General features: G+C 51.5%; 23 protein-coding genes. 12 read left to right on the top strand and 11 right to left on the bottom strand.

What is annotated here, in order from left to right; all coding sequences use genetic code 11:
• Nucleotides 1–6: 6 nt before the first annotated feature.
• On the bottom strand, nt 7–1,767 hold the full coding sequence (gene herA, locus E3E33_RS04990; protein ID WP_167710863.1) for a DNA double-strand break repair helicase HerA: 1,761 nt from the start codon (nt 1,765–1,767) through the stop codon (nt 7–9).
• A 251-nt stretch (nt 1,768–2,018) separates the two neighbouring features.
• On the opposite strand from herA, the gene E3E33_RS04985 reads away from it, so the two are divergent.
• The 3 genes from E3E33_RS04985 to endA are packed head-to-tail and all read left to right on the top strand — an operon-like array spanning nt 2,019 to nt 4,646.
• Nucleotides 2,019–3,593 carry a protein cytosolic protein gene (locus E3E33_RS04985; protein WP_206203340.1) on the top strand — a complete coding sequence of 525 codons (1,575 nt, stop codon included), beginning with the start codon at nt 2,019–2,021 and terminating at the stop codon, nt 3,591–3,593.
• 37 nt (nt 3,594–3,630) lie between these two features.
• Nucleotides 3,631–4,134, top strand: coding sequence for a ribosomal protein S18-alanine N-acetyltransferase (gene rimI / locus E3E33_RS04980; RefSeq protein ID WP_167710862.1), 504 nt, complete (start codon nt 3,631–3,633; stop codon nt 4,132–4,134).
• Nucleotides 4,131–4,646: a tRNA-intron lyase gene (endA, locus tag E3E33_RS04975; RefSeq protein ID WP_167710861.1), complete on the top strand. Its 516-nt coding sequence runs from the start codon at nt 4,131–4,133 to the stop codon at nt 4,644–4,646. The genes rimI and endA overlap by 4 nt, the downstream gene beginning before the upstream one ends.
• A 17-nt stretch (nt 4,647–4,663) precedes the next feature.
• On the opposite strand, the gene E3E33_RS10960 is transcribed toward endA, so the two are convergent.
• From E3E33_RS10960 to E3E33_RS04965, 3 genes are all read right to left on the bottom strand, one after another.
• Complete coding sequence (locus E3E33_RS10960; RefSeq protein WP_240912026.1) at nt 4,664–4,882, bottom strand: hypothetical protein; 219 nt, start codon at nt 4,880–4,882, stop codon at nt 4,664–4,666.
• Between the two features lie 219 nt (nt 4,883–5,101).
• Nucleotides 5,102–6,052, bottom strand: coding sequence for a hypothetical protein (locus tag E3E33_RS04970; RefSeq protein WP_240912025.1), 951 nt, complete (start codon nt 6,050–6,052; stop codon nt 5,102–5,104).
• 159 nt (nt 6,053–6,211) lie between these two features.
• A complete protein-coding gene (locus E3E33_RS04965; protein ID WP_012572377.1) occupies nt 6,212–7,399 on the bottom strand; it encodes a glycine C-acetyltransferase in 1,188 nt (395 codons plus the stop codon).
• A gap of 146 nt (nt 7,400–7,545) precedes the next feature.
• On the opposite strand from E3E33_RS04965, the gene E3E33_RS04960 reads away from it, so the two are divergent.
• Both E3E33_RS04960 and E3E33_RS04955 read left to right on the top strand, forming a co-directional pair.
• Nucleotides 7,546–8,526: a replication factor C small subunit gene (locus E3E33_RS04960; protein ID WP_167710954.1), complete on the top strand. Its 981-nt coding sequence runs from the start codon at nt 7,546–7,548 to the stop codon at nt 8,524–8,526.
• Nucleotides 8,526–10,028, top strand: coding sequence for a replication factor C large subunit (locus tag E3E33_RS04955; RefSeq protein WP_370519864.1), 1,503 nt, complete (start codon nt 8,526–8,528; stop codon nt 10,026–10,028). The genes E3E33_RS04960 and E3E33_RS04955 overlap by 1 nt, the downstream gene beginning before the upstream one ends.
• Before the next feature lie 4 nt (nt 10,029–10,032).
• Here E3E33_RS04955 and E3E33_RS04950 read toward each other — a convergent pair whose 3' ends face one another.
• The 3 genes from E3E33_RS04950 to moaA are packed head-to-tail and all read right to left on the bottom strand — an operon-like array spanning nt 10,033 to nt 12,891.
• The gene (locus E3E33_RS04950) at nt 10,033–11,046 is read right to left on the bottom strand and encodes a class I SAM-dependent methyltransferase family protein (protein ID WP_167710860.1); all 1,014 of its coding nucleotides are present in this window, start codon (nt 11,044–11,046) and stop codon (nt 10,033–10,035) included.
• Nucleotides 10,982–11,929, bottom strand: coding sequence for a DUF835 domain-containing protein (locus E3E33_RS04945; RefSeq protein WP_012572373.1), 948 nt, complete (start codon nt 11,927–11,929; stop codon nt 10,982–10,984). Before E3E33_RS04945 ends, E3E33_RS04950 begins: the two co-directional genes overlap by 65 nt.
• Nucleotides 11,930–11,967: 38 nt before the next feature.
• Complete coding sequence (moaA, locus tag E3E33_RS04940; protein ID WP_342764290.1) at nt 11,968–12,891, bottom strand: GTP 3',8-cyclase MoaA; 924 nt, start codon at nt 12,889–12,891, stop codon at nt 11,968–11,970.
• A gap of 130 nt (nt 12,892–13,021) precedes the next feature.
• Between moaA and E3E33_RS04935 the strand changes: the two genes are divergently transcribed.
• Together E3E33_RS04935 and E3E33_RS04930 are read left to right on the top strand one after the other, a co-directional pair.
• Entirely contained in the window at nt 13,022–13,768 is a 747-nt protein-coding gene (locus E3E33_RS04935; protein ID WP_012572371.1) for a hypothetical protein, read from the top strand.
• A complete protein-coding gene (locus E3E33_RS04930) occupies nt 13,734–15,149 on the top strand; it encodes a ribonuclease E/G (protein WP_012572370.1) in 1,416 nt (471 codons plus the stop codon). Before E3E33_RS04935 ends, E3E33_RS04930 begins: the two co-directional genes overlap by 35 nt.
• Nucleotide 15,150: 1 nt before the next feature.
• Here E3E33_RS04930 and E3E33_RS04925 read toward each other — a convergent pair whose 3' ends face one another.
• Nucleotides 15,151–15,537 (bottom strand): PIN domain-containing protein, encoded by a 387-nt coding sequence (locus tag E3E33_RS04925; protein WP_167710859.1) that lies wholly within the window; start codon nt 15,535–15,537, stop codon nt 15,151–15,153.
• On the bottom strand, nt 15,534–15,758 hold the full coding sequence (locus E3E33_RS04920) for an AbrB/MazE/SpoVT family DNA-binding domain-containing protein (protein ID WP_167710858.1): 225 nt from the start codon (nt 15,756–15,758) through the stop codon (nt 15,534–15,536). The genes E3E33_RS04925 and E3E33_RS04920 overlap by 4 nt, the downstream gene beginning before the upstream one ends.
• Nucleotides 15,759–15,847: 89 nt before the next feature.
• Between E3E33_RS04920 and E3E33_RS10860 the strand changes: the two genes are divergently transcribed.
• Nucleotides 15,848–16,063, top strand: a complete 216-nt coding sequence (locus E3E33_RS10860; RefSeq protein WP_206203341.1) for a hypothetical protein — start codon at nt 15,848–15,850, stop codon at nt 16,061–16,063.
• Between the two features lie 393 nt (nt 16,064–16,456).
• Complete coding sequence (locus tag E3E33_RS04915) at nt 16,457–18,826, top strand: type ISP restriction/modification enzyme (protein ID WP_206203342.1); 2,370 nt, start codon at nt 16,457–16,459, stop codon at nt 18,824–18,826.
• 72 nt (nt 18,827–18,898) lie between these two features.
• Here E3E33_RS04915 and radB read toward each other — a convergent pair whose 3' ends face one another.
• Both radB and E3E33_RS04905 read right to left on the bottom strand, forming a co-directional pair.
• Complete coding sequence (gene radB, locus E3E33_RS04910; protein ID WP_167710857.1) at nt 18,899–19,573, bottom strand: DNA repair and recombination protein RadB; 675 nt, start codon at nt 19,571–19,573, stop codon at nt 18,899–18,901.
• An 11-nt stretch (nt 19,574–19,584) separates the two neighbouring features.
• On the bottom strand, nt 19,585–20,220 hold the full coding sequence (locus tag E3E33_RS04905; RefSeq protein ID WP_012572368.1) for an MBL fold metallo-hydrolase: 636 nt from the start codon (nt 20,218–20,220) through the stop codon (nt 19,585–19,587).
• A 102-nt stretch (nt 20,221–20,322) separates the two neighbouring features.
• Between E3E33_RS04905 and E3E33_RS04900 the strand changes: the two genes are divergently transcribed.
• The 3 genes from E3E33_RS04900 (at nt 20,323) to E3E33_RS04890 (ending at nt 22,303) form a co-directional block, all read left to right on the top strand.
• Nucleotides 20,323–20,703 carry an ASCH domain-containing protein gene (locus E3E33_RS04900; protein ID WP_048055095.1) on the top strand — a complete coding sequence of 127 codons (381 nt, stop codon included), beginning with the start codon at nt 20,323–20,325 and terminating at the stop codon, nt 20,701–20,703.
• The gene (locus tag E3E33_RS04895) at nt 20,693–21,397 is read left to right on the top strand and encodes a DUF1614 domain-containing protein (RefSeq protein ID WP_012572366.1); all 705 of its coding nucleotides are present in this window, start codon (nt 20,693–20,695) and stop codon (nt 21,395–21,397) included. Before E3E33_RS04900 ends, E3E33_RS04895 begins: the two co-directional genes overlap by 11 nt.
• Nucleotides 21,398–21,463: 66 nt before the next feature.
• Complete coding sequence (locus E3E33_RS04890) at nt 21,464–22,303, top strand: ribose-phosphate diphosphokinase (RefSeq protein WP_167710951.1); 840 nt, start codon at nt 21,464–21,466, stop codon at nt 22,301–22,303.
• The last annotated feature ends 58 nt before the right edge of the window (nt 22,304–22,361 follow it).

Genomic DNA, 22,361 nt, shown 5'->3' with positions numbered 1-22,361 from the left:
AACACCTCAGAGGTCTATCTCTATGCCCTCCTCCTCGTAGAAGGCCTGTTTCTCCAGCTCCTCCTTCTCCCGAAGCGTCCTTTCGCGCCAGCGGGCGACTACACCTATGTCCTCGCCGCCGTAGTCTCCTCCCAATGCCTTGAAGTTGTGTATCTTGACAAGTGCGGGCAGGCTTATAGCCTGGCCGACTATGACCGCCTCACCCTTGCCGAGTGCTGCGATATCTCCGAGCAGATCGGAGCTCAGCTGTTCGCTCGCCTTGAGAACGTAGTCCTGGTCCTTGGGATTGACTATCCTGAGGATGATTTTTGTGTTGGTCTGGCTCAATACGTCTTCGTTGAGCTTGTTGGGCCTCTGGGAGACTATGCCAAGACCAACGCCGAACTTCCTTCCCTCGCGCGCTATCCTGCTCAGAATCCTGACGGCGTCGTTGTGCTCCCCATGAGGTGCAAAGATATGGGCCTCCTCGACTATTATCAGCACGGGCTCCGCTAAAGCTGGGCTCCTCCTCTCGATTTCGCGCATTACCTTCTCGAACTTCTCTATCTCTTCGGCTGTCTTCGAGTTCGGTCTCTCTTTCAGCTCCTCCCTCAGCCTGAAGAGGTTCTTTCTCGCCTGTTCGTAGTCAACGCGAGCCTCGAAGACCTTTCCAAGAAGCTTGCCCACAACGACCTTCATCTGACCCTCGTCAAGAGGACCGAGGTCGATCACGTTGGCCTTGCCGGGCTCTATCTGGGCTATTAAATCTTCGCTCGTGAGGAGAGAGCCGTAGTTCCTCAGGAAACGCCTAATCCTGTAGACCACTCCGCGAAGCGTTTCGATCCTCTCGCTCTTTAACTCTTCCGTGATATAGGCCCCTTTGCCCTCATCCCAGAAGTAGGCAGTTCTGTTGGCTATCCAGTCGTTGAGCGTGTTCATCAGAGCTTCCATGAGCTCCCTTCCACCTAAATCTGGGTTTTCGTACTTAACCGTCTCCCATGCCTTGGCCAGGAACTCCCTCTGTATCGTAGCGTTGCTGGCGACCTCTATGAGGTCGGCCAACTCTTCGCTGTCCATTTCTTCCGGCATTATCTTTGCCTCGATGAGCTTGACGTAGTCCTTCCCGGTTCCCGGAAGCTTTAGCTTGACGTAGTCGCCGTGAGGGTCGAGGACTATCACCGTTCCCCTCAGATCGTTGACTATACCTCCTATCAGAACAGCAACAGTGTTGGACTTGCCCGCTCCCGTAACGGCCAGAACCGCAAAGTGCCTTGAAACCAGCTCATCGGCGTCGAGGTAAATCGGCACGTCCTCTCTCAGTAGGAGTGTTCCCACCTCAATGAATCCCTCTCCACCGTAATAAATCGCCTTGAGCAGCTCCGAGCTGGCCTTATAGACGGTGTTGCCGTTTGGAACCGGCACTCGGTTGGGCACTATCTCAGCCTTCTCGCCGTTAAGGAGGACCTTACCGAGCACGCGGACGTTCACTATCAAAGCCTCGTTCTCGCCTATGCTCTCACCGTACTCCTTTATGTCGAGCTGGAGGGAGTGGAAAGTGCTCTTCCCCTCGCTAAGGAGCCAGTTTATGTTTTTGAGGCCTCTAATCGTGCCTATTACCCACTCGACGTCGTCACTCCAGCGGCAGTCTCTCTCTTTCGCCTCCTTGCAGAGCTTGGCGACGACGAAGTCGCCGAACTTCAGGTCTACATCGGGCTGAGCGTAGAACTGAAATGAGCTGACGGTGGCTTCACCGGTTACTATTCCAACGGCTTCCTCTTTAATTCGCATAACACCACCTGTCGAGTAGGTTGGTTTTTCCGGGCTATAAGTTTTACTCAACGGGATAGTGGGAGTGAAGAAAACGGCGGCAATCAGCCAGGAATCCGGTCATCATCCCTGGGTCAGGTTCGAGAGTGCTCATCACGCCGGGGTGGCCACCCCGCTTAGAGTTCCCTCAAGCCTTAAAAGCTTTGGTGTGTTAGGTTATAATTATCAAATCGAAAAGTTTTTATACTACAAGTTGTTTACTTTCCTAGGTTATGACAATAGAACGCAGAAAAGCTGTTGTGTTAATTCTCGGCCTCTTGATAATAGGGCCCTTCCTGTGGACAGTTTTCAGCACGCCGGTTGAGGCGAGCGACTATGCCGGAGTCAAAGTTGTTTACTACAAGAGTCCTCCGCTAAAAGAGCCGGTGGTTAGGGTAATACTGCAGGGCAAGGGTCTTAAAACAGTGACAGTTATTGCAATGCTTCCAGATGGGACTCCATTGAGTTTGGGAGTTTATTCCGGGAGAAATGAAATTAAACTTGACTATAATAGACTTAAGGAGTATGCAGAAAACTGGGAACTGCAGTTGAGGGCCTCTGGCACGAATCCTTCTTGGGTAAGACCGGGAATAATTCTTCTTGGCACGAGCTATGAAGACGATGGGCTCTACTACTTCATCGGTGGGGTTCCACTTGATATCGGAAAATTCCGTGAAGATAACACCGTAGAAATCCAAGTAACCAAGAGATTCCAAAAGTTGCTTTCTAGGGAACAACTTCAAAAACTTGAACTAAATGTTAGCTCCGATTCAACAAGTCAAGATGTTAGTGTGGAGAGCTTTCCTCCGGATTGGTTTTTAGAGGAGTGTTATTCTGATCCGTATTATCCATATTGCTATGTATGGGAGCTTGAGGAGGTTATTGATATTGAAAGAGACACTGAGATTCCTTTGGCAGTGGCGTATGTCCATGGGGACGTTAATGATATGGATGACATTGTTCTCAGAGAGCAGTTTGAATCTTCCACAAGCTATGGCATTGAAATAACCTTCTCTGCCGTCGCTGCGGTTGACAAAACGGGAACCGGTTCAAGTTACGAGGGCAGTGTTGTAGGAACGGTTTACACACTAGGGGGGGACAATATTTGGCTTTCGTATTCAGAATGGATACATAATGATGAAATTAGTAATCCCACCATAGTTGGGGTCGGTATTAAAGGTGATGCTGCCATAACGAAATATCGTTTGCACTTGGTTGGTGCGGTAGATGTAGAACTCGATCCAACTGCATATATTCTCATGGCCCAGCCAGTCGTAAATTATAATCAACTCCAGGCTGTTTCCTTGAAGGAGTATGGATATCCTTCTCCGTATGGTGGCACATTATCAAGAATCATGTACTATACACAGAAATACTGGGAACCTGGAGGTACTGTAAATACAAACTACCTCGATGTGAACAACATTGTTGTTGCACACGATGTCTCGACTATTCCGCTGCTTAGCGCTTCGGCGGCAGTTTTACCGGCTCTTTCACTGCCAGAGGGCGTTGTTCTCTACCCTCTGCTGCTTTCAGTTGGAATTGGGCTAACTGAAGACCGTCAGGAATATGCCCTTGTTGGTATAACAGTCCTGCCTACTGACAAAGACAAGACATTCCAGGCTACTTTCTATCGCAGTCCGGTGAGGTTTGACTATAACGGCCAGGGATACTACCTTGGTTCTATGTATGCGGACATATACGTGCCAGAATCATATTGGATTCCGATATGCGATCCAAATACTGGGATATGCATTGAGGCCACAGAGTATTCTGAAGAATGGGCTCTCTTTAATTTTCTTTTTTGAGGCTAAACATTAAAAGCCTTGGCACGTAGGTTATAATATGAGTGTCTCCGTCCGGGAACTGGGGGGAAGGATTCCCCTCTCGATGGTGGTTATAAGGCCCGCCAAGCTCTTTGACATTCCAGATATAGTTAGGATAGAGCGTGCCTCGTTTCGTGAGCAGTACCCCAGGGGCGTCTTTCTCATTTTTCTCGAAAACAACCCGGATACATTTCTTGTCGCGGAGTACAACGGCAGGGTTATCGGCTACATCATGGCCTACCTGAGGCCCGACCTGGAGGGCCACATAATGAGCATCGCCGTCGATCCGGCTTACAGAGGCAACGGCATAGGCTCTGCTTTATTGAGTGAGGCGATAGAAAGACTGATAAAGAAGGGCGCGCGCTACATAGGGCTTGAGGTTCGTGTCAGCAACGAAAATGCCATAAAGCTCTACGAGCGCTTCGGCTTTAGAAAGATTAAAAGGATAATAGGCTACTACGCCGACGGCGAGGATGCCTACTACATGCTTATGCCGGCCGACGAGTGGGGTGGAAGGAATTGAAGGAGCCGATAGAGTTCAAACTCAGCGGTGACAGGGCCTTCAGCGAGAGGGAGAAGGCAATAAATCAGCTCTACAACAAGCGCTATTTCGGCGAGGTCGTCAACGGAAAGCTCTTTCTTTCGCTCATCGAGGCGGCCTATCTGATGGAGAGGGGCAAGATAAAGGTTCTTGACGGTGGTAAGGAGCTCTCCTTTGAGGAGCTCTTTGAACTCGGCCGGAAAAAAGACGACCAGTTCGACATCAAATACCTCGTTTACAAAGACCTGCGCGACAGGGGCTATATCGTCAAGTCGGCCCTTAAGTTCGGCTCCCACTTCAGGGTTTACAGGCGCGGAATGGACGAGCACTCCCAGTGGCTGATATGGGTCGTTCCGGAGAACCTCCGCTTCAGCCCTAACGATATAACGGCTCGCGTGAGAGTTGCCCACGGCGTCAGGAAAAATATGGTGATGGCGGTCGTTGATGAGGACAATGACGTCGTGTACTATAAGATTGAGTGGGTTAAGTTCTGAAAAAAGGAAAGAGATCTTTAGCCTATGATATCGTTGTCAGAATTCACGCACATGCCTGTTCTTGGATCGCAGGGTGGGGACGGGGACCTGCCGTCGGTTATAACGCCAAACACAAGCGGCACGCTGACCTTCGGCCCACTAGTCCTCACCTTCACCCCCAGAACGCTGTACATTGCGTAGCAACTCTTTTTGGGCTTGACGTCGACGCTGTATTCTGCCATTGAAGCTGCGTTCATGTACTTGTGGAACCCAAACGTCAGGCTGAGCGCGCTGGCCAGTCTTCCAAGGGTGGGATTTATGCCCGCAAGGTACTTTCCGGCGGCATAGCCTATTGGGATGCTCAGGCTGGAGCTCGATGAGAAGACCTCACTTTGAGATTGTCTAACATAGACGGCACTTTTCCAACTCCCAGCACTTATCCACTTCCTTTTCCACTCCGCTTCTTTTGAGATGCTTCAGATGTTGGGGGTTGTGGTGATCCTTGGAGGGTTGTTCCCTTGCGACTCTGTGAAGTAGATGCCCCTTGTAGGAGACTCCCATATCGTGTACTTTCCGGTGCTGTGGATTTTGATTGGGTATGTTTGTGCTATCTCTATGTCCACATACCTCCTCGTGAGCTTGTCGTACGCGGGAACCTTAGCGTGGGCCACAATGTACTCCACCTTGATGTTAAGATACCTCTCCCAAGTGTTTGAATTAACTGTTAAGGGCCCTAATGATTGATAGCTTATATCCAGTGCCCAGCCTTCGAAGCGGTGTCCCTTGGATACGCTAAGCACCGTTAAGGGCCCAACGTCAATTCCAATCGTCCAGTAGCTGTAGGTACTCCTGCTGAGCACGAGATCCCAGTCGAAATCTATCTCTTCTGCGACTTTGTTTTCTATTTTTAGTCCCATCACTGAGACCCATTCGTTGAAGGTTTTTGATTTTGCCCTGCTTTCAAAGTACAGGTCCCATTGGGGGTTAAGGCAGTATCTGCCTCCGAAGTCTATCCAGCCCCTTGGACACGAGCCGATGACTTGGACTCCAACCCCTCCCTTCAGGTTCAATGTCTTCTCCCCGTCGAGTTCGACCCTACTGGAAGTTAGACTTTTGATCCCCAGTTTTCCGTCTTTGGTGACGTAGAGTATTAGGGGAGTTGGTGGGGCGTAGAGGGCTTCTTCGCCCGTCGAGAGCTCCCTAATCCATTCCTGCCTTGGCACCTTCACAAAGGTTGGGAAGAACCCCCCTGCTTCCCCTTTCTTGAGAACTTTAATGCTCCCATTGGGGAGAGGATAGTAGATGATGTAATCACCAGAGCCTTCTATTTTGTATACGTCGTAACCAAGGATTCTGGTTACGGAGTCTTCGTTGCCTGCAGTGTAGTTCAAGGCCCCTGCTGCGGTTCCTCCGAGGAGGATCAACACCAAAACTATTAACAAAGGTTTCTTGCTTACCATAGTGAGTTACCATACTAATTGCTTTATATTGGCTTATAAAATTTACTATCAAAATTCAGAAAAACTGGCAGACCGTTTATTTATTTGGCGGCTGAGTAATGGAGAAGAAAAGAACAGAGGCCAGATTCACTTCAGGAACCCAGTCTTCTTTCCGAGGTCCTCGAAGGCGTCGATGACGTACTGGAGATCCTCCTTGCTGTGGGCCGCTGACGGCTCGAGTCTTATTCTGGCAGTTCCGAGTGGGACAGTCGGATAGACGATTGCCTGCGCGAAGATGTTGTACTCCTCGTAGAGCCTCCTGCTGAACTCCTGGGCGAGCTTCTCGTCGTAGAGCATGACTGGGGTAATCGGGTGCTTGGTGTTGCCGAGGTCGTAGCCGAGGTCTCTCAATCCGTTCTGGAGGAAGTGAGTGTTGTCCCAGAGCTGCCTGACAAGTTCGTCGCTCTTCTGGAGTATCTCAACGGCCGCTATTGCCGCGGCAACGTCAGGTGGGTTCGGGGCACTCGAGAAGAGGAACGGCCTGGCCCTCTGGCGGAGGTACTCGATGGCCTCCTCAGGACCGGCGACGTAGCCGCCTATGACGCCGAAGGCCTTGCTCAGCGTACCCATCTCGAAGTCAACCCTGTCGTGGAGCTTGAAGTGGTCTACTATACCCCTTCCGCTGTCTCCGAGGACACCCTCACCATGGGCGTCGTCGATGTAGAGTATAGCATCGTACTGCTCGGCGAGCTCCGCCATCTCGGGGAGCGGGGCGAGGTCGCCGTCCATCGAGAAGACACCGTCGCTGACGATGATTTTCTTCTTCTTGTCCTTGTTCTCCTCCAGCCTCTTCTTGAGATCCTCCATATCGAGATGCTTGTAAATGACCTTTGGGGCGCCGCTAAGGCGCATTCCGTCGATTATGCTCGCGTGGTTGAGCTCCTCGCTAATGAATACTCCATCCTCGCCCTTCTTGAGGAGCGCACTTATAGCTCCCAGGTTGGCGTTGTAGCCGCTCTGGAAGAGAATTGCGGCTTCTCTCTTCTTGAACTTGGCCAGCTTCTCCTCCAGCTCAACGTGGAGCTCCATGGTACCGGCTATGGTTCTGACGGCGCCGGCACCAACACCGTAGTCGAGAATAGCCCTGATGGCAGCTTCCTTAATCTTGGGATGTGCAGCGAGTCCGAGATAGTTGTTCGAACACATGTTGAGAACGCGCTTTCCGTCAACTACAACCCAGGGCCCCTGGGCGCTCTCGAGCTTTCTAATAGTCACGTAGAGGCCCTTTTCCTTAAGCTCCTGGAGCTCTTCCCTAATCCAGTCGAGCTTCGCCATGAGAACCACCGAAAGTTTTTGGACACCGAGGTATAAAAGTTTTGCACTTCTCCTTTAGGTTCATCAGAGCCTGGAAGTGGGGGTTCGGAAGGGCAAAAGGCTTAATACCCCGGAGGCGCATAAGCCTTTTAGGAAAGGTGATAGCTATGCCAGAGGAAGTCCAGGAGGTTAAAATCCTTGAAAAGCCGTGGGTTGAGAAGTACAGGCCGCAGAGGCTGGAAAATATAGTCGGTCAGGAGCATATAGTCAAGCGCCTCAAACACTACGTTAAAACTGGTTCGATGCCCCACCTCCTCTTCGCAGGACCGCCTGGTGTCGGAAAGACCACGGCTGCTTTAGCCTTGGCGAGGGAACTCTTCGGCGAGCACTGGAGACACAACTTCCTCGAGCTCAACGCGAGCGATGAGCGCGGTATAAACGTCATCCGCGAGAAGGTGAAGGAGTTCGCGAGAACTAAGCCGATAGGTGGTGCAAGCTTTAAGATAATCTTCCTCGACGAGGCGGACGCTTTAACCCAGGATGCCCAGCAGGCGCTTAGGAGAACAATGGAGATGTTCTCGACCAACGTGAGGTTCATACTCAGCTGTAATTACAGCAGCAAGATAATCGAGCCAATACAGTCGAGGTGTGCCATCTTCCGCTTCAGACCGCTCAACGATAATGACATAGCAAAGCGCATCAAGTACATAGCCGAGAACGAGGGGCTTGAGCTCACTGAGGACGGCCTTCAGGCGCTCCTTTATGTCGCTGAAGGCGACCTCAGGAGGGCAATAAATGTCCTTCAGGCAGCTGCTGCGCTCGACAGAAAGATAACCGATGAGAACGTCTTCCTCGTTGCGAGCAGGGCTCGTCCGGAAGATGTACGTGAGATGATGAACCTTGCCCTCGAGGGCAACTTCCTCAAGGCCAGAGAGAAGCTGAGGGAGATTCTCCTCAAGCAGGGGCTCAGCGGCGAGGACGTTCTCATCCAGATGCACAAGGAAGTGTTCAACCTCACAATTCCAGAGGACAGAAAGGTCGCTTTGGCGGACAAGATAGGCGAGTACAACTTCAGGCTCGTTGAGGGAGCGAACGAGATGATTCAGCTCGAGGCTCTGCTCGCTCAGTTCACCCTGATGGGTAAGTGATGGCCATGCCCTCCTTCGATGTTCCCTGGGTTGAGAAGTACCGCCCGAGAAGGCTGAGCGAGATAGTGAATCAGGACAAGGCTTTGGAGCAGGTAAGGGCATGGATAGAGACATGGCTGCACGGTAATCCGCCGAAGAAGAAGGCTCTCCTCCTCGCTGGACCTCCGGGGACGGGCAAGACCACCACCATCTACGCCCTGGCCAGAGAGTACGGCTTCGAGGTCATCGAGCTCAACGCGAGCGACGAGAGGACCTACGAGAAGATAGAGCGCTACGTCCAAGCAGCATACACGATGGACATTCTTGGAAAGAGGAGGAAGCTGATATTCCTCGACGAGTCAGACAACATAGAACCAAGCGGAGCAAGAGAGATAGCGAAGCTCATCGACAAAGCCAGGAACCCGATAATCATGTCAGCCAACCACTACTGGGAGGTTCCGAGGGAGATAAGAAACAAGACCCAGATAGTTGAATACAAGCGTCTGAGCCAGAGGGACATAATGAAGGCCCTCATAAGGATTCTAAAGGCAGAGGGTGTAACCGTTCCGAAGGAAATCCTCCAAGAGATAGCCAAGCGCGCCAATGGCGACTTGAGGGCGGCAATAAACGACCTTCAGACTGTTGTCTCGGGTGGAATCGAGGACGCCAGAGAGGTTCTCGCGTACCGTGACGTGGAGAAGAGCGTCTTCCAGGCATTGGCTCAGCTGTTCGCAACGGACAACGCCAAACGCGCAAAGTTGGCCGTTCTCGGCGTTGACATGTTCCCCAATGAGCTCCTCCAGTGGATAGACGAGAACCTGCCTTACGTCTATTACAAGCCGGAGGACATAGCGAGGGCCTACGAAGCGCTTAGCAGAGCTGATATATACCTTGGCAGGGCCCAGAGGACGGGTAACTACGGACTCTGGAAGTACGCCACGGACATGATGACCGCCGGCGTTGCAGTGGCTGGCGTCAAGAAGAAGGGCTTCGTGAGGATTTACCCGCCGAAGACGATAAAGCTCCTCACCGAGAGCAAGGAGGAGCGCTCGCTCAGGGATTCGGTGGTCAAGAAGATAATGAGCGAGATGCACATGGCGAAGCTCGAGGCCCTTGAAACCCTCAACATCCTCAAGGCTATATTCGAGCACAATCCCGACATGGCGGCGCACTTCGTCGTCTTCCTCGACCTGAGTGAGAAGGAGGTCGAGTTCATAGTTGGCGACAAGGAGAAGGCGAAGACGATATGGGGCAAGAGCCTCAACATTCACAAGCGCCTTAAGGAGGAGCGGAGCGAGCTCAAGGAGCACGTTAAGGCAGCAGTCGAGACAGCTGAGGTGAAAGAATCCGAAGAAAAAGTCGAGGAAGCAGAAGAGCTCGAAGAAGAGGGGATAAGAGAAGAGGAGCTCGAAAAGGCAGAGGAAGAGATGGAAGCCGTCGAGAAGGAGAAGAAGGCCGAGAAGATCGACAAGCCCAAGAAGAAGGGCAAGCAGGCTACGCTCTTTGACTTTCTGAAGAAGTGAGGCTTTATTTCAAAATTTTCACGTCCGCACACACTTTGAACACGTGCGGCTTGAAGTCGCTCACCTTTTTTACTTTAACCTCGCAATCTTTTCCCTGCCTCCTGCATTCTTCAAGGATTCTCCGTCTGAAGGACTCGATCTTGTCCTCGTGGACGAAGTCATAGTAGTGGAGCCATTTCTCGGCCCTGCTCAGGGCTAGGGCCAGGGCATCCACCCCTCTTGGTGTGGGGCTTATCACGCGGTCGAACACTGGCAGCTCTGGGAGAACCTTGAAGGCATCGCCGTGGAGGAACTCTATCTCGCCCTTCAGGTTTTTCCTGTTCAGCTCGATGTTCTCAAGGCCGAGCCTGTAAGCATCTCCGTTCAGCTCGACGGCGGTAATCTTGACCCGTTTATAGCGCGCTATGACGAGGGCGTACGGTAGAACACCGGCGAAGGGAATCAGAACCATCTCACCATCGTTTACGAGCTGAGCTAATCTATACCTCTCGCCCTTCATCCTCGGGTTGAAGAAGGCTTTGCTTAAGTCCACCTTTATCCTAACGCCGTTCTCCTTGTGAACTGTCGTCAGCCTCTTCTCGCCCCAGATTATGGAATAATCACGAATTCTAAATGCCCCCTCATGGAAGCCCTTCTTTGCAATGACCTTCAGAAACGGGTGAACCTTCCTCAGGCCCCAGATGATATCCTTGATCCTGTGCTCCAGCTCGGGCGGGATCTGGATTATTGCGATGTCCCCCACGACGTCGTAGCGCCTCAGATAGGAGAGCTCCTCTTCGCTAAGGCGCTCTGCCAGAACACTTTCTAGGTTTTTGTAAATCTGCCTCTCCGGTCTGAGGGGGAGCTCAACCTCAAGGACTTCGTAGCCGAGTTCCTTGACTATGGGATCGTCCAGGACGGGCAGGAGAACATGGTTTTCTTCCCTCTCTGGCCTCCTCTTTCCATCATATAGGTTAAGCTTTTTCAGTTTCCTCTTTACTGGCTCCGCTTTCTCCTTCGGCACTCTTATTGCTGGCATTGTTTTCTCCCTCTTGCTCCCGGCTTTTAACGTTTGTTCTCTTTGCCAGTTTGTCTAAATCCTCGCGCAGTAGAGTTCCAAAGAATGCCTTGCTGGAAAGCAGTTCCTCGATCTCTTTTATGTTGGGTCTCTTGAATTCCCTGGCCAGGATGTTGAACTGCTTCTCATCTAGAATCTGCGGTATGGCGAGGACTATCATGTATGCACCGCTGACAACTGCATAATCCTTGAGAGTGAAGAGGAACTTTGCTATGGCGCTGAACTCCGAGTAGAACATCAAGTACTCTATTCCCTCGATGTAAATTGCACTTTTCTCGTGGTTCCTCATGAATTTGACGGCCTCTTCCCGGAGGATATGCAGACTGCTGGGGCTGACGGCATGCCTGTGGGACACCCCACTGAGCCACAGGAATCTCTCCGGCTCTATTCCAAATTCGCGCACCCACTCTTCCCATGTTCGCCTGCTAATGACGAGGATCGGCACTTTCTCTCTGTGGAGCGCCTTCAGCAAAAGCTTGGCCTCTTCAGTGCTCTCGACGAGAAAGACATCAGACTTTTTTATCCCGCTCTCCCCTTCTTCTTTCCTGGCATATATTTCACAAATCTCCCGCTCTAGACACCTGAGTGACAGAAGTGATAGGAGCAAGAACATTCCGATTGTTATAAGCTCGAGTATGGGGCATAGTACGTTTCTCCCAAAGGCCGTGAGGATAATAACTGTCCCGCCGAGGAGTCCGAGGAGAGTTAGCGTGACTGCGAGTCCAATAATAGCCTTTTTGGAGTGGCTGTTTGCGAGATAATAGTAACGTCTAACCCTGACGAGCCAGTAGGTGGTAATGATGAATAGCAAAATTCCCTCGAAGGTTATGAGGTCAACTCCCATCCAGTCACCCTTGTAGTTTAGGGCAAAGTAGTATTAAACTATTTCCAGTAGGGCTCTCTCATTAGGACTGCCTTCCGGAAGAGCTCAACAAGTTCTGCATCGCTGGCATTGTTCCTTAGAGCAGTTGCAAAGTCTATGAGGTCTCTCTTTCTCAGCAGACAGGTTTTGAACTTGCCGTCTGAGGTGACCCTAAGGCGAGTGCAGTTGGCGCAGAAAATCGTGTTGTGCATAGCTCTGACGACTTCGACCTCGGCTATTCCATACTCTGTCGGAACAAAGTACTTCTTGCGCCTGTGCATTCTTCTCTCACGAGTCTCTACAGCCATCTCTTCGAGCTTCTGCTCAACGGGCTTGAGCGGGTAAAAATATTTCCTGAAAAAGCTCGTTTGTGTCATCTCTCTCGGTGCCTCGAGCTCTATCAGCTGGAGTATCGTGCCGGTCTTGGCCGCAAAGCCTATCATATCCCATATCTCGCTGTCGTTGAGGCCTTTCATCACTGTCATGTTGAGCTTGACCGGGCTGAGGTATCTGACGGCCTCCTCAATGCCATCAAGAACGACATCGAGCATGTCAACGCCGGTTATTTTCTTATAAACATCGGGCTTAAGGCTGTGGAGCGAGACGTTCACCCTGTCAAGGCCTGCTTTTGCCAGGGGTTTTGCTAGCTCTTTTAAACGACTTCCGTTGGTCGTCATCGAGAGGTCCCTTAGGTAGGGTTTTATCCTTCTAACTATCTCGATAATATCGTCCCTCACAGTCGGCTCGCCGCCGGTTAGCTTGACCTTCTTTATCCCTAGGTTTGAGGCCACTTTAACGAGCCTTTCGATTTCTGCTGGAGTGAGTTCTAACCTTACGTTGAAGTGCTGGCCCTCTCGATGGCAGAAGAAACATCTGTAGTTGCAGTCCCGTGTGATTGAAATCCTGAGGTTCGTCACCGGCCTGCCAAAGCGGTCATAGAGCACCATTTCAAGCACCAAGATGATTAACATTTTGGCTTAAAAAAAGGTTTGGGTAAGTGATTCTGTTTACCCAACGATTATCGAAAACTACAAGTAGGGGGAGAAATCTAGATAACCCTCAGGGGGTTTTCGCATGAACGTTGACGAACTGAGGGCCAGGCTGTCCCGTCTCGAGGAGCTCCACGCTCAATTTGAGCATCAGTTTCCTGGCATCTACGAGGAGAAGGACTATGAGGCTCTTCTTGCAAGGATCAAGGGACTTTACATGCTCTCCAGAGAGAAGCTTGAGATAGCCTCTGTTCTCTACCGGGAGATGGCCCAGATTGGTGGAAGAGCTGAGGAACTTGCCAAGGAGCTCCACAGGAACGAGCACCAGATGAAGTTCCGCCTTGAGGAGATCCTGTCTCTGCTGGCGAAAGCAACCGACTATGACGCTCGGCTACGGCTGAACACTGCTCTTGACAGACTTGTTCATTTCCACCGGGTTTACGATTACGCTGTGAGCAGGGCAATTCAAGAACTTGCCACTGAGGTTGAGGGACTCACCCTTCTGGCCGAGGGCGAAAAGGAGAAAAAGGTACCCGTGAGTATAATGGACAAGCTCCGGAAGATTGAAGAGCTTGAGGCTGAGCTTGAGGTTGTGAAAACCTTCATGCTCAGGCTTTACTCTCACCCTGGCGACGTTCACAAGGTTGAGGAGGCCCTAAAGGACTGGCATTCAAGGGGCCTGTTGTGGGTCGAGGCGAGGAACGTGGAGAAGCTCAGCGGCGTTGGGAGAGCCGGCGAGATACTCGAAGGTCTGACGCTCATAGGAGTGGTGGAAAAGAAAATGAGGGGTGGTGAAAGTGTCTACAGACACAGGAGTTTCAGTTCGGGTTAGGGGCATCTACAGCACGGCCCTCACGAAGCTCTTCCTTGACAGGGGCTTTGGCATCTCCCAGCCGAGCCAGAAGATCGTCGAGCGCTTCAACCTCGAAAAGACCTACGACGAGTTTGACGTTGATGTTTACGACAAGAAGAACCATCACGGTGTCGTTCTCGTTGGGACGAGGGTTGAGGAGGTTAGGAAGGTCCTTGAGGACGAGCTGATAGATGTTTTCTTTAGAAAGCTTCCCTACCAGCTCTATGGGATATACAAGGGAATGATCGTCAAGAGAGACGAGCGTTACGTTTACATCGACATAGGCAGTGCCATAGGCACAGTCGTTGCCGACGAGCTTCCAAACGCTATGGAAGGCGACGAAGTCCTCGTCCAGGTCAAGAAGCACAACCTCCTGCCGCATCTGAGCGTTACTTTGACCATTCCCGGTGACTACGCGGTGCTCATTCCAAAGCCGATAGGGGCGCAGAGGCACGTGAAGATATCCAGAAAGATACGCGACCAGAGCGAGAGGGAGAGGCTTAGGATCCTCGGACTCAGCATAGACCTCGGGGAGTGGGGAATACTCTGGAGGACTGCCGCAGCCTATAAGGACTGGAACACCCTCAGGGATGAGATAATAAAGCTTTCCAAGCTCGCCGACAAGCTCAAGAAGGCGGACTCCTACACGGCTCCATCCGTCATAATTGAGGGCAGGAACATCTACGAGGTCGAGTTCGGTGGAGGGGCAAAGAAGAAGCTCGACGAGATAAGAAACAAGGTTGTTCCCACCGTTGAGGGTCACCACCAGCTGAAAGCCTATGACCCAGAGCTCAGTTTTGCGGTTGAAATAGCCGAGGGAATCCTCGCCAAGGTTCCGGGCCAGAGGGGAAAGGTGAGGCAGGGCTTCTGGGAGGCTTTGATTAGTAACAGGGGGCCGAAGAAGGGCTGGCTTTTCAGCCTGGAGCACTACAAGCCCGACGGCCAGAGGATAAAGATAGGGCCGGGCGAGATAGTTGAGGTCTCCATGAACCCGCTCAAGGTTACCATAAAGCGCCACCTCAAGCCCGGCAAGTTCTACGACGGCCTTGACATTCCGATAGAGTTCGGCGACTATGTGATTACTGAGATAGAGGCAGGTAAATGGTGGTTCGTCCACAGGTATTACGACAGAGACGGCAACCTGAAGGGCGAGTACTACAACATCAACACTCCCGTCGAGATTTACCCTGACAGGGCGCGCTACGTTGACCTTGAGGTCGACATCGTCAAGTGGCCGGACGGCAAGAAGGAGATAATCGACAAGGACAAGCTCACCGAGCACTACGAAGAGGGCATCATCACAGAGAAGCTCTACAAAGCCGTGCTCAGGATAACCCAGGAAGTGTTTGAGAGGGTTTGAGTCAGGGCATCACCTCGATGCCCAGCCTTTCTGCATCTTTTCTCAGCTTTTTATCGTAGGTTGCAAGTTTCCCAAACTCCTCAGCAGTTGCCAGTATAATCATGTCGTTGAAACGTTTTGGATTTTTGGTGAGTTGAAGGGCACGGTTGGTGTACTTTCCACTGTCTCCTATCACCTTAGTCCGGGGGCTGTTTAGGATGGCTAGTACAACTTTTTCTATGTCGCTCCTTTCGTATCCCTCCTCCCGAAAGAACCAGTACAGTTCGTAGAGGACGATGCTTGGAACCGTCCACCTCTCAAAGGATGCCAAGAGGTTTCTTGCCTCTTCATTGAATTGCGAGTCTTTCAGAACGGCATAGATAAAGACATTGGTGTCTATTACCGTCACTCCTCTTCACCCTGACCTCTTCTTATGGCCTCTTCGATGTCCTCCACCTTCAACCCTTTTCCTCCCGGAAGGAGGGGAAGCTCAAGTTCGCTTTTTTTGAGCACTACCTTTCCGTCTTTAACCTCGACCACTAGAACGTCCCCTACCCTAATCCCCAGCTTCTTCCTAACATCGCTTGGTATAGTAATTTGATAGTTCCTAGTTACCTTTGTAAGTCCCATAGTCTCACCAAATATAGTTGGAATCTGGTGATAAAAAGTTTTCTGGGAAAGCCTTTAAGCAATGAGCACTTTCTATCTCTGGTGATAAAATGAAGCCGGGTGTTCTGAGGGGTTATTCCAGGGCCCTCAAAAAGGTTCATGGGGCGGGCGCGACTACTGAGTATTCTTACCGTACCGCTTTTCACGAGTTCTTGCGCGGTCTGTTCCCGAGGGAGTACAACGTCAAAATAATCCACGAGCCGGGTAGGGAAACCTTTGGTGCCCCAGACTTCAAGATATTCACGGATTCTGGAATAATCGGATAAATAGAGACGAAAGCCCCTGACTTGACCTCCACAGACTTCCAAAGAGAGATAAAAGCCAGATCAAACGCTATTCTGAGAGGCTCGACAACTTTATCCTAACCAATTACCGCGACTTCATACTCTATCAGAAAGGTGAGAAGGTAGAGGAGGTTTCCCTTCTAGATGAGGACTTCAATTTAATCGAATCGAACGTCGAGAGGTTCCAGAGGCTCATCGACGGATTTCTTAGCTTTACCGTTCCCAAAATCAAAGACCCCGAAACACTTGCGCATGTGCTTGCCAAGAGGGCAAAAATCCTAAAGGATGTGGTTCTGGAAAACCTCAAGGAGGATGAACAGCTCCAGTACCTGCACAGGGCATTTAAAGAACACCTGATGAGTGGAATGAAGCCGAGTGAGTTTCGCCGATGCCTACGCTCAAACGGTAGTTTACGGTCTCTTCATGGCGAGGTTCACGATAAAAGGCAGGCTCACGAGGGAGAATGTGGCATTTAGGGGTGTTCCCAAGTCCCTCCGCGTCGTCCATGGGATATTCAAGTACGTAGCTTCCGACCTGCCCGACTACCTCGAATGGATAGTGGAGGAGCTCATCGCGATACTCAACAACGTGGACGTTGAGGAGCTTAAGAGACGCTTCCACTTCGGAAACGGCGAGTTCGACCCGTTCCTTCACTTCTACGAGACGTTTTTAGCCGAGTATAATCCCATGCTCAGGAAGTCGAAGGGGGTCTATTACACTCCTATTCCCGTCGTTGAGTTCATAATCAACTCGGTGGACGAGATACTCCGCGAGAGGTTTGGGAAGAGGCTCCACGATGAGGGCGTTACTATACTCGACCCCGCCACCGGAACTGGAACGTTCCTGGGTGGCGTCCTCGACAGGATACACAAAAACATCAAGGGGACCCTCTTCCAGCTCTACCTCAAGGAACGCCTGTTGAACAACATCTACGGCTTTGAAATCCTAATCTCTCCATACCTTGTCGCCCATCTCAAGCTCTCGATGGTGCTCAACCAGTGGGGGATAACTCTGAGGGACGATGAGAGGTTCAGGATTTACCTCACCAACGCCCTTGACTTGATGCGGGAGAGGGGACAGGCTGGTCTATTCGAGAGGGCTTTGGACAAGGAGAGCGAGGAAGCCGACAGGGTGAAGAAGGAGGCAAAGATATTCGTGGTCATCGGTAACCCGCCTTATGAAACAAGAAAAGATGAGACTTACATTCAGACTCTCCTAAAAGACTACATGAAAGGCTTGGGGGTTGAGAAGGAGAAATCCAGAAACGCCCTACAGGACGATTACGTTAAGTTTATCCGCTTCGCCCAGTGGAAGATAGACCAGAACGGTAAAGGAATAGTCGGCTTCATCACGAACAACTCGTACCTTGACGGCCTCGTCCACAGGAGGATGAGGCAGAGCCTCATGGAGAGCTTCGATGAAATCTACATTCTCAACCTCCACGGGAACGCGAGGAAGGGCGAAAGCGACGAGAACGTCTTTGACATACAGCAAGGTGTTGCCATAGCGCTCTTCGTGAAGCTGAAGGAGGGGAAGCACAAAGCCGAGGAATGTAAAGTCTATCACTACTCAATAGTCCACGATAGCGGAAAGACGACGAGGGAAGAGAAGTATAATTTCCTGAGGAGCGAGAGCTGGAAAACGGTTGAGTGGAAGGAACTCAAGCCCAAAGAGCCATACTACTTCTTTGTACCAAAAGACCTCAGCCTTGAGGAAGAGTACAGCAAGTTCCCGAAGCTGGACGAGATTTTTGAAGTTTATAGCACTGGAGTCGAGACTGGAAAGGATAATGTCCTAATTGCGTTTTCAGAAGATGAGCTAGTACCTGTTATCAGTGATATTCTAGATCCAAACATTCCAGATTCTAAGTTAGCAGAAAGGTATGGTATATCTTCGACTTCAGGATGGAGCTTTAGAGAGAAAAGGAGAAGGATAGTAGGAGCACCGTTGGATTATTCAAAGTTCAGAAAATTGAGTTACCGGCCTTTTGATATGAGATGGGTATACTATGAGCCTCAGATCTTAAGAAGAGCCCAGCATGACACTATGAGACACCTTACACATGGTAATATGGCACTTGCAACATCGAGGCAGGTTCTTAACGAATTTGATGCAGCTTTTGTCGTCACAACAATAACTGTTAATAGGATTTTTGCAGCTCAAAATGTGAACCGGACCTATCTCTTTCCTCTCTATCTCTACTCCGACGACAGCAAGACTAAAAGGCCCAACATCAAGCCCGAGTTCCTTGAAGAGCTCAGGAAGCGCTACGGGGAGATAACGCCGGAGGACTTCCTCTACTACGCCTACGCGGTTTTACACGACCCCAAGTATCGCAGGCGCTACGCCGAGTTCCTGAAGTTTGACTTCCCGAGGATACCGCTCTACGACAGGGAGACCTTCAAGAAGTACAGGGACATCGGCGAGGAGCTGGTCAAGCTCCACCTAATGAAGGTGGACTTCCCAATCGAGCCGAAGCTCGTAGGGGACGACCTAACCGTTGAGAAGGTCAAGTACGACGGTAAGAACTGCGTGGCCATAAACAAGACCACCAAGCTCTGCGGAATCCCGCCTGAGGTCTGGGAGTACACTATCGGCGGCTATCGCGTGATAGAGAAGTACCTCAAGGGCAGGAAGGGAAGGAAGCTCAGCTTGGAGGAGCTTGAGCACATTTACAAGGTCGTTGAGATACTGAAAAGGACGATAGAGCTTGTTAGGGAGCTTGAGAAAATCCTAGTGGGCTGAACACACTTCCTCCTTTTCTTCCTGTGAGATATTACCAATCAGTAATATACTTGGCCAGCAATATTTGTTCGACTATTTCTCTCCTCCGAGCGCGTCCTCTATGCCCTTCTCGGTTATCCTGAAGTACACCATGCCGCCCTCTGGCCTGAACCTGTGCCTCTCCAGAAGGGCCACGCGCAATCCAGGTGTGTTCAGCTTATCCAACCTCAGAATGTCCTTGCAGCGGTATCCGAGGGTGTGCTCGGCAACTGGCTTCATTCTCTCGGCGCGGCTGTCGAAGTGCACCTGATTTATCACGATTACTGGGATACCGAGCTTCCTTGCGAGCCACAGGAGAACCTGCAACTGCTTCCCGAGTTCAGCGGTGAGGTTCTTCCTCTGCTCTTCAACCCTGTAGTGAGCCGTTATGGAATCCACGACGATGAGGGAGAAACTCTTATCGACGATCTTCTTCAGGCTTCCTATTGTCCTTCTCTGTTCCTTGAAATCTGCTGGAGTGAAAAGAATGAATCTCTGGAGGGCTTCCTCAGGGTCGAGGCCCCTGGATTCAGCCATCTGGGCGAGCCTCTCGGGAGAAAAGCCGCCCTCTGTATCGACGTATGCAACCTTCCCGCCGCTCAGGAGGCCAATCTGAACGGCAAGGGTGGTCTTTCCGGTGGCGAAACTCCCATAAACTTGGGTCAGAACCTCGGGGGCTATGCCCCCTCCGAGAAGTTCATCCAGTGATTTGATTCCCGTGCTCAGCATTACCTCCACCGCTAAAGCGAGAGCTCCTCGTAGAGCTTGAGGGGCTTCACCAAGGTCCAGATGCGCCTCTTCTTGAGTTCCTCCAGGAGCTTCTCGACGCTTCCCCCTCCGTAGACTCCATAGTGCATCGGGATGACCATTCTCGGCCTTATGTCCTCGATTATCTGAGCTGCTTCGCGTTCGTTCGCCGTCGAGCGGCCGCTTATGGGCACCAGCAGAACGTCGACCTTTCCGCGGAGTCTCTGAATGGTCGGCGTCGAATATGTGTCCCCCGTGTGAAACAACGTTTTGTCCCCTTCTATTAGGTATCCAACCGGGTACTGGCTGGAGGGATGCTCAACGTATATTGCGGTAACCTTGACGCCGTTCTCGAGCTCTATGGTCTGATCCTCCTCGATTTCCCTGACTTTTGTTACCCCGTCGCTGATAGCCATGAGATATACTGGCTTCGGTCCGATAACAGTTGCATCGCGCAACCTCGAGAGGAGCTCGACCTTGCCGTAGTGGTCGCTGTGCTCGTGGGTTATCAGGATGTAGTCGACTTCGCCTATTCTGTCGTCGTCAACCTCGGGATACGGGTCGATGAGCAGTCTCACACCCTTTGTCTCGACCCAGAAGCACGCGTGTCCATACCAGATAATCCTCATAGGTAGTACCTCCTTTCATGGGTTCGGTGAGGTGGACTTAAAGTTTTTTGTTTGCTCCTTTCCGACGTTGGTTTTATAAGTCGGGAGTGCATTATCTCTTTGATGGCGGTGGAAGTTGAAACCCGAAAGAAGGGTCTAATAGTGAGAGAGCCCTTCGCGACGCTCATCGTTGAGGGTAAAAAGGTCTGGGAAATAAGGAAGTCCCGCACGAGGGTGAGAGGTGAGATCCTGATTCTGAATGGAGGGAAGGCTCTGGGAAAGGCTGAACTGGTCGAGGTTCTTGGACCATTCACGCCCGAAGAGCTTGCTGAGCACAGGGACAAACACCTCGCTGATCTCGAGTTCCTCAGGGCCTATTCGAATGGAAGGCCCCTCTATGCGTGGGTTCTCCGCAACGCGGAGAAGTTCGAAAAACCTGCGAAGGTGAACATTGCCAAGGGAGTCCAGGTGTGGGCGAACGTGGTGATGAAGGATGAACAATAGGCGCCTCATAATTCCGCCGGTCTCACTGCCAGTCCTTGTAGTCATCTTCATCCTCTTTCTCCTCGTTTTTCTCCTGTTCTCGAGCATAGTTATGGCGGCCTTTGCGAAGCTTGGAATCCCTCCGCAGGTCGCCTATGCGCTTTTCCTTTTCGCATTGCTCGGCAGCTTCATCAACATCCCCATAGCTGAGGAAACCTCCTACGAGCCGGTCATACGGGTGGGGGAGGTTCGGTTCTTTGGAATCCCCTATCCAGTCCCCTATTTTGATTGGGAAGAGAGAAAGGTCATAATAGCCATAAACGTTGGCGGCGCTTTGGTTCCCCTCAGTATCGTCATCTACGAGCTTCTCAGGCTCGTCTATCTCGGGCAATTCGGGCTACTCTTCAACACGCTCCTCGCGGTTGCGATAGCGGCCCTCTTTAGCCATGCCATAGCGAAGCCGGTTAAGGGTCTAGGAATAGCAATGCCGCTATTTTTGCCTCCTTTGATGGCTCTGATCCTAGCCCTTCTTCTTGGTGACGGAAACCCTCCGCTGGTGGCCTACGTGAGCGGAACGATGGGAGTTCTCATAGGGGCAGATTTGATGAACTGGCGCAAAATCAAGAACCTCGGCGCACCGATGGTGAGCATAGGTGGGGCCGGAACCTTCGACGGTATCTTTCTGGCCGGTCTGATTGCCGTTCTCCTGGCATAACGGTGGGTTTATAAGGCCTGGGTTAAACATGGAAGTGGCAAGATCCGCGGTTATGGGGTGATGCTCATGATAGTGGTCGGAAGCGGTGCGAGGCACCTGGAGGACGAGATAAGGAAGCTCGGCGGTGAGGTTCTCGACGTCGAGATTAAGAAGTTCCCGGATGGGGAGAAGTATGTTCGCGTTCTTGGCTCGGGCGATGAGGCCTTTGTGGTTCAGTCGACATTTAAGCCGCAGGATGAGAACCTCATCGAGCTGCTCCTCATAGGCGACGCCCTCCGCGAGAGGGGCTTTGAGAACCTCAGTGCCATTGTCCCATACCTGGCCTATTCCAGGCAGGACAGGGTTACAAAGGAGGGCGAACCGGTAAGCGTTAGGGCTATCATGAGAGCGCTTGGCCTCTACTACGACGAGCTTTACGTCTTTGATCTGCACAATCCCGAAACTCTCAGGTTCTTCCTAGGTAAGGCGGTGAACCTCTCGCCGGCAAGGGCGATAGCTGAGTACTTCGGCGAGAAACTCGGCGATGGTATAATCCTTGCCCCGGACAAGGGTGCCCGGGAGAGGGCTAGAGTGGTTGCCGAGAAGCTCGGGCTGGAGTACAGCCACTTCGAGAAGAGGAGGATTTCCCCAACTGAGGTTCAGATGTGGCCAGTTGATATCGACGTGAAAGGCAAAAACGTGCTTATAGTGGACGACATCATAAGCACGGGCGGCACGATGGTTAGAGCCGCGAACCTGCTCAGAGAGATGGGTGCTGAGAAAATATTCGTGGCGGCAACGCACGGCGTCTTCGCTGAGGGTGCAATAGAGAGAGTTAGTAAAGCCGTGGATGAGCTCGCCGTAACCAACACAATACCGACGCCGGTTTCGAGGATAAGCATAGTGCCGGATATACTGAATCTGTGATGGGGTGCTCTATGGATGTAGAACGCAGGAAACGCTTGGTTGCATTGAGTTTTTTCCT

Origin of the sequence: Thermococcus sp. GR5, from assembly GCF_012027535.1 — an archaeon.
Taxonomy (GTDB): domain Archaea; phylum Methanobacteriota_B; class Thermococci; order Thermococcales; family Thermococcaceae; genus Thermococcus; species Thermococcus onnurineus.
Note: the sequence above shows the minus strand (reverse complement) of the source record. Positions and strands in the feature narration are given on the sequence as shown.

Coding starts and splice junctions, on each gene's coding strand:
- herA (WP_167710863.1), bottom strand. CDS start 1,767: ATGCGAATTAAAGAGGAAGCCGTTGGAATAGTAACCGGTGAAGCCACC.
- E3E33_RS04985 (WP_206203340.1), top strand. CDS start 2,019: ATGACAATAGAACGCAGAAAAGCTGTTGTGTTAATTCTCGGCCTCTTG.
- rimI (WP_167710862.1), top strand. CDS start 3,631: ATGAGTGTCTCCGTCCGGGAACTGGGGGGAAGGATTCCCCTCTCGATG.
- E3E33_RS10960 (WP_240912026.1), bottom strand. CDS start 4,882: ATGAACGCAGCTTCAATGGCAGAATACAGCGTCGACGTCAAGCCCAAA.
- E3E33_RS04965 (WP_012572377.1), bottom strand. CDS start 7,399: ATGGCGAAGCTCGACTGGATTAGGGAAGAGCTCCAGGAGCTTAAGGAA.
- E3E33_RS04960 (WP_167710954.1), top strand. CDS start 7,546: ATGCCAGAGGAAGTCCAGGAGGTTAAAATCCTTGAAAAGCCGTGGGTT.
- E3E33_RS04955 (WP_370519864.1), top strand. CDS start 8,526: ATGGCCATGCCCTCCTTCGATGTTCCCTGGGTTGAGAAGTACCGCCCG.
- E3E33_RS04950 (WP_167710860.1), bottom strand. CDS start 11,046: ATGCCAGCAATAAGAGTGCCGAAGGAGAAAGCGGAGCCAGTAAAGAGG.
- E3E33_RS04945 (WP_012572373.1), bottom strand. CDS start 11,929: ATGGGAGTTGACCTCATAACCTTCGAGGGAATTTTGCTATTCATCATT.
- E3E33_RS04935 (WP_012572371.1), top strand. CDS start 13,022: ATGAACGTTGACGAACTGAGGGCCAGGCTGTCCCGTCTCGAGGAGCTC.
- E3E33_RS04920 (WP_167710858.1), bottom strand. CDS start 15,758: ATGGGACTTACAAAGGTAACTAGGAACTATCAAATTACTATACCAAGC.
- E3E33_RS10860 (WP_206203341.1), top strand. CDS start 15,848: ATGAAGCCGGGTGTTCTGAGGGGTTATTCCAGGGCCCTCAAAAAGGTT.
- radB (WP_167710857.1), bottom strand. CDS start 19,573: ATGCTGAGCACGGGAATCAAATCACTGGATGAACTTCTCGGAGGGGGC.
- E3E33_RS04905 (WP_012572368.1), bottom strand. CDS start 20,220: ATGAGGATTATCTGGTATGGACACGCGTGCTTCTGGGTCGAGACAAAG.
- E3E33_RS04900 (WP_048055095.1), top strand. CDS start 20,323: ATGGCGGTGGAAGTTGAAACCCGAAAGAAGGGTCTAATAGTGAGAGAG.
- E3E33_RS04895 (WP_012572366.1), top strand. CDS start 20,693: ATGAACAATAGGCGCCTCATAATTCCGCCGGTCTCACTGCCAGTCCTT.
- E3E33_RS04890 (WP_167710951.1), top strand. CDS start 21,464: ATGATAGTGGTCGGAAGCGGTGCGAGGCACCTGGAGGACGAGATAAGG.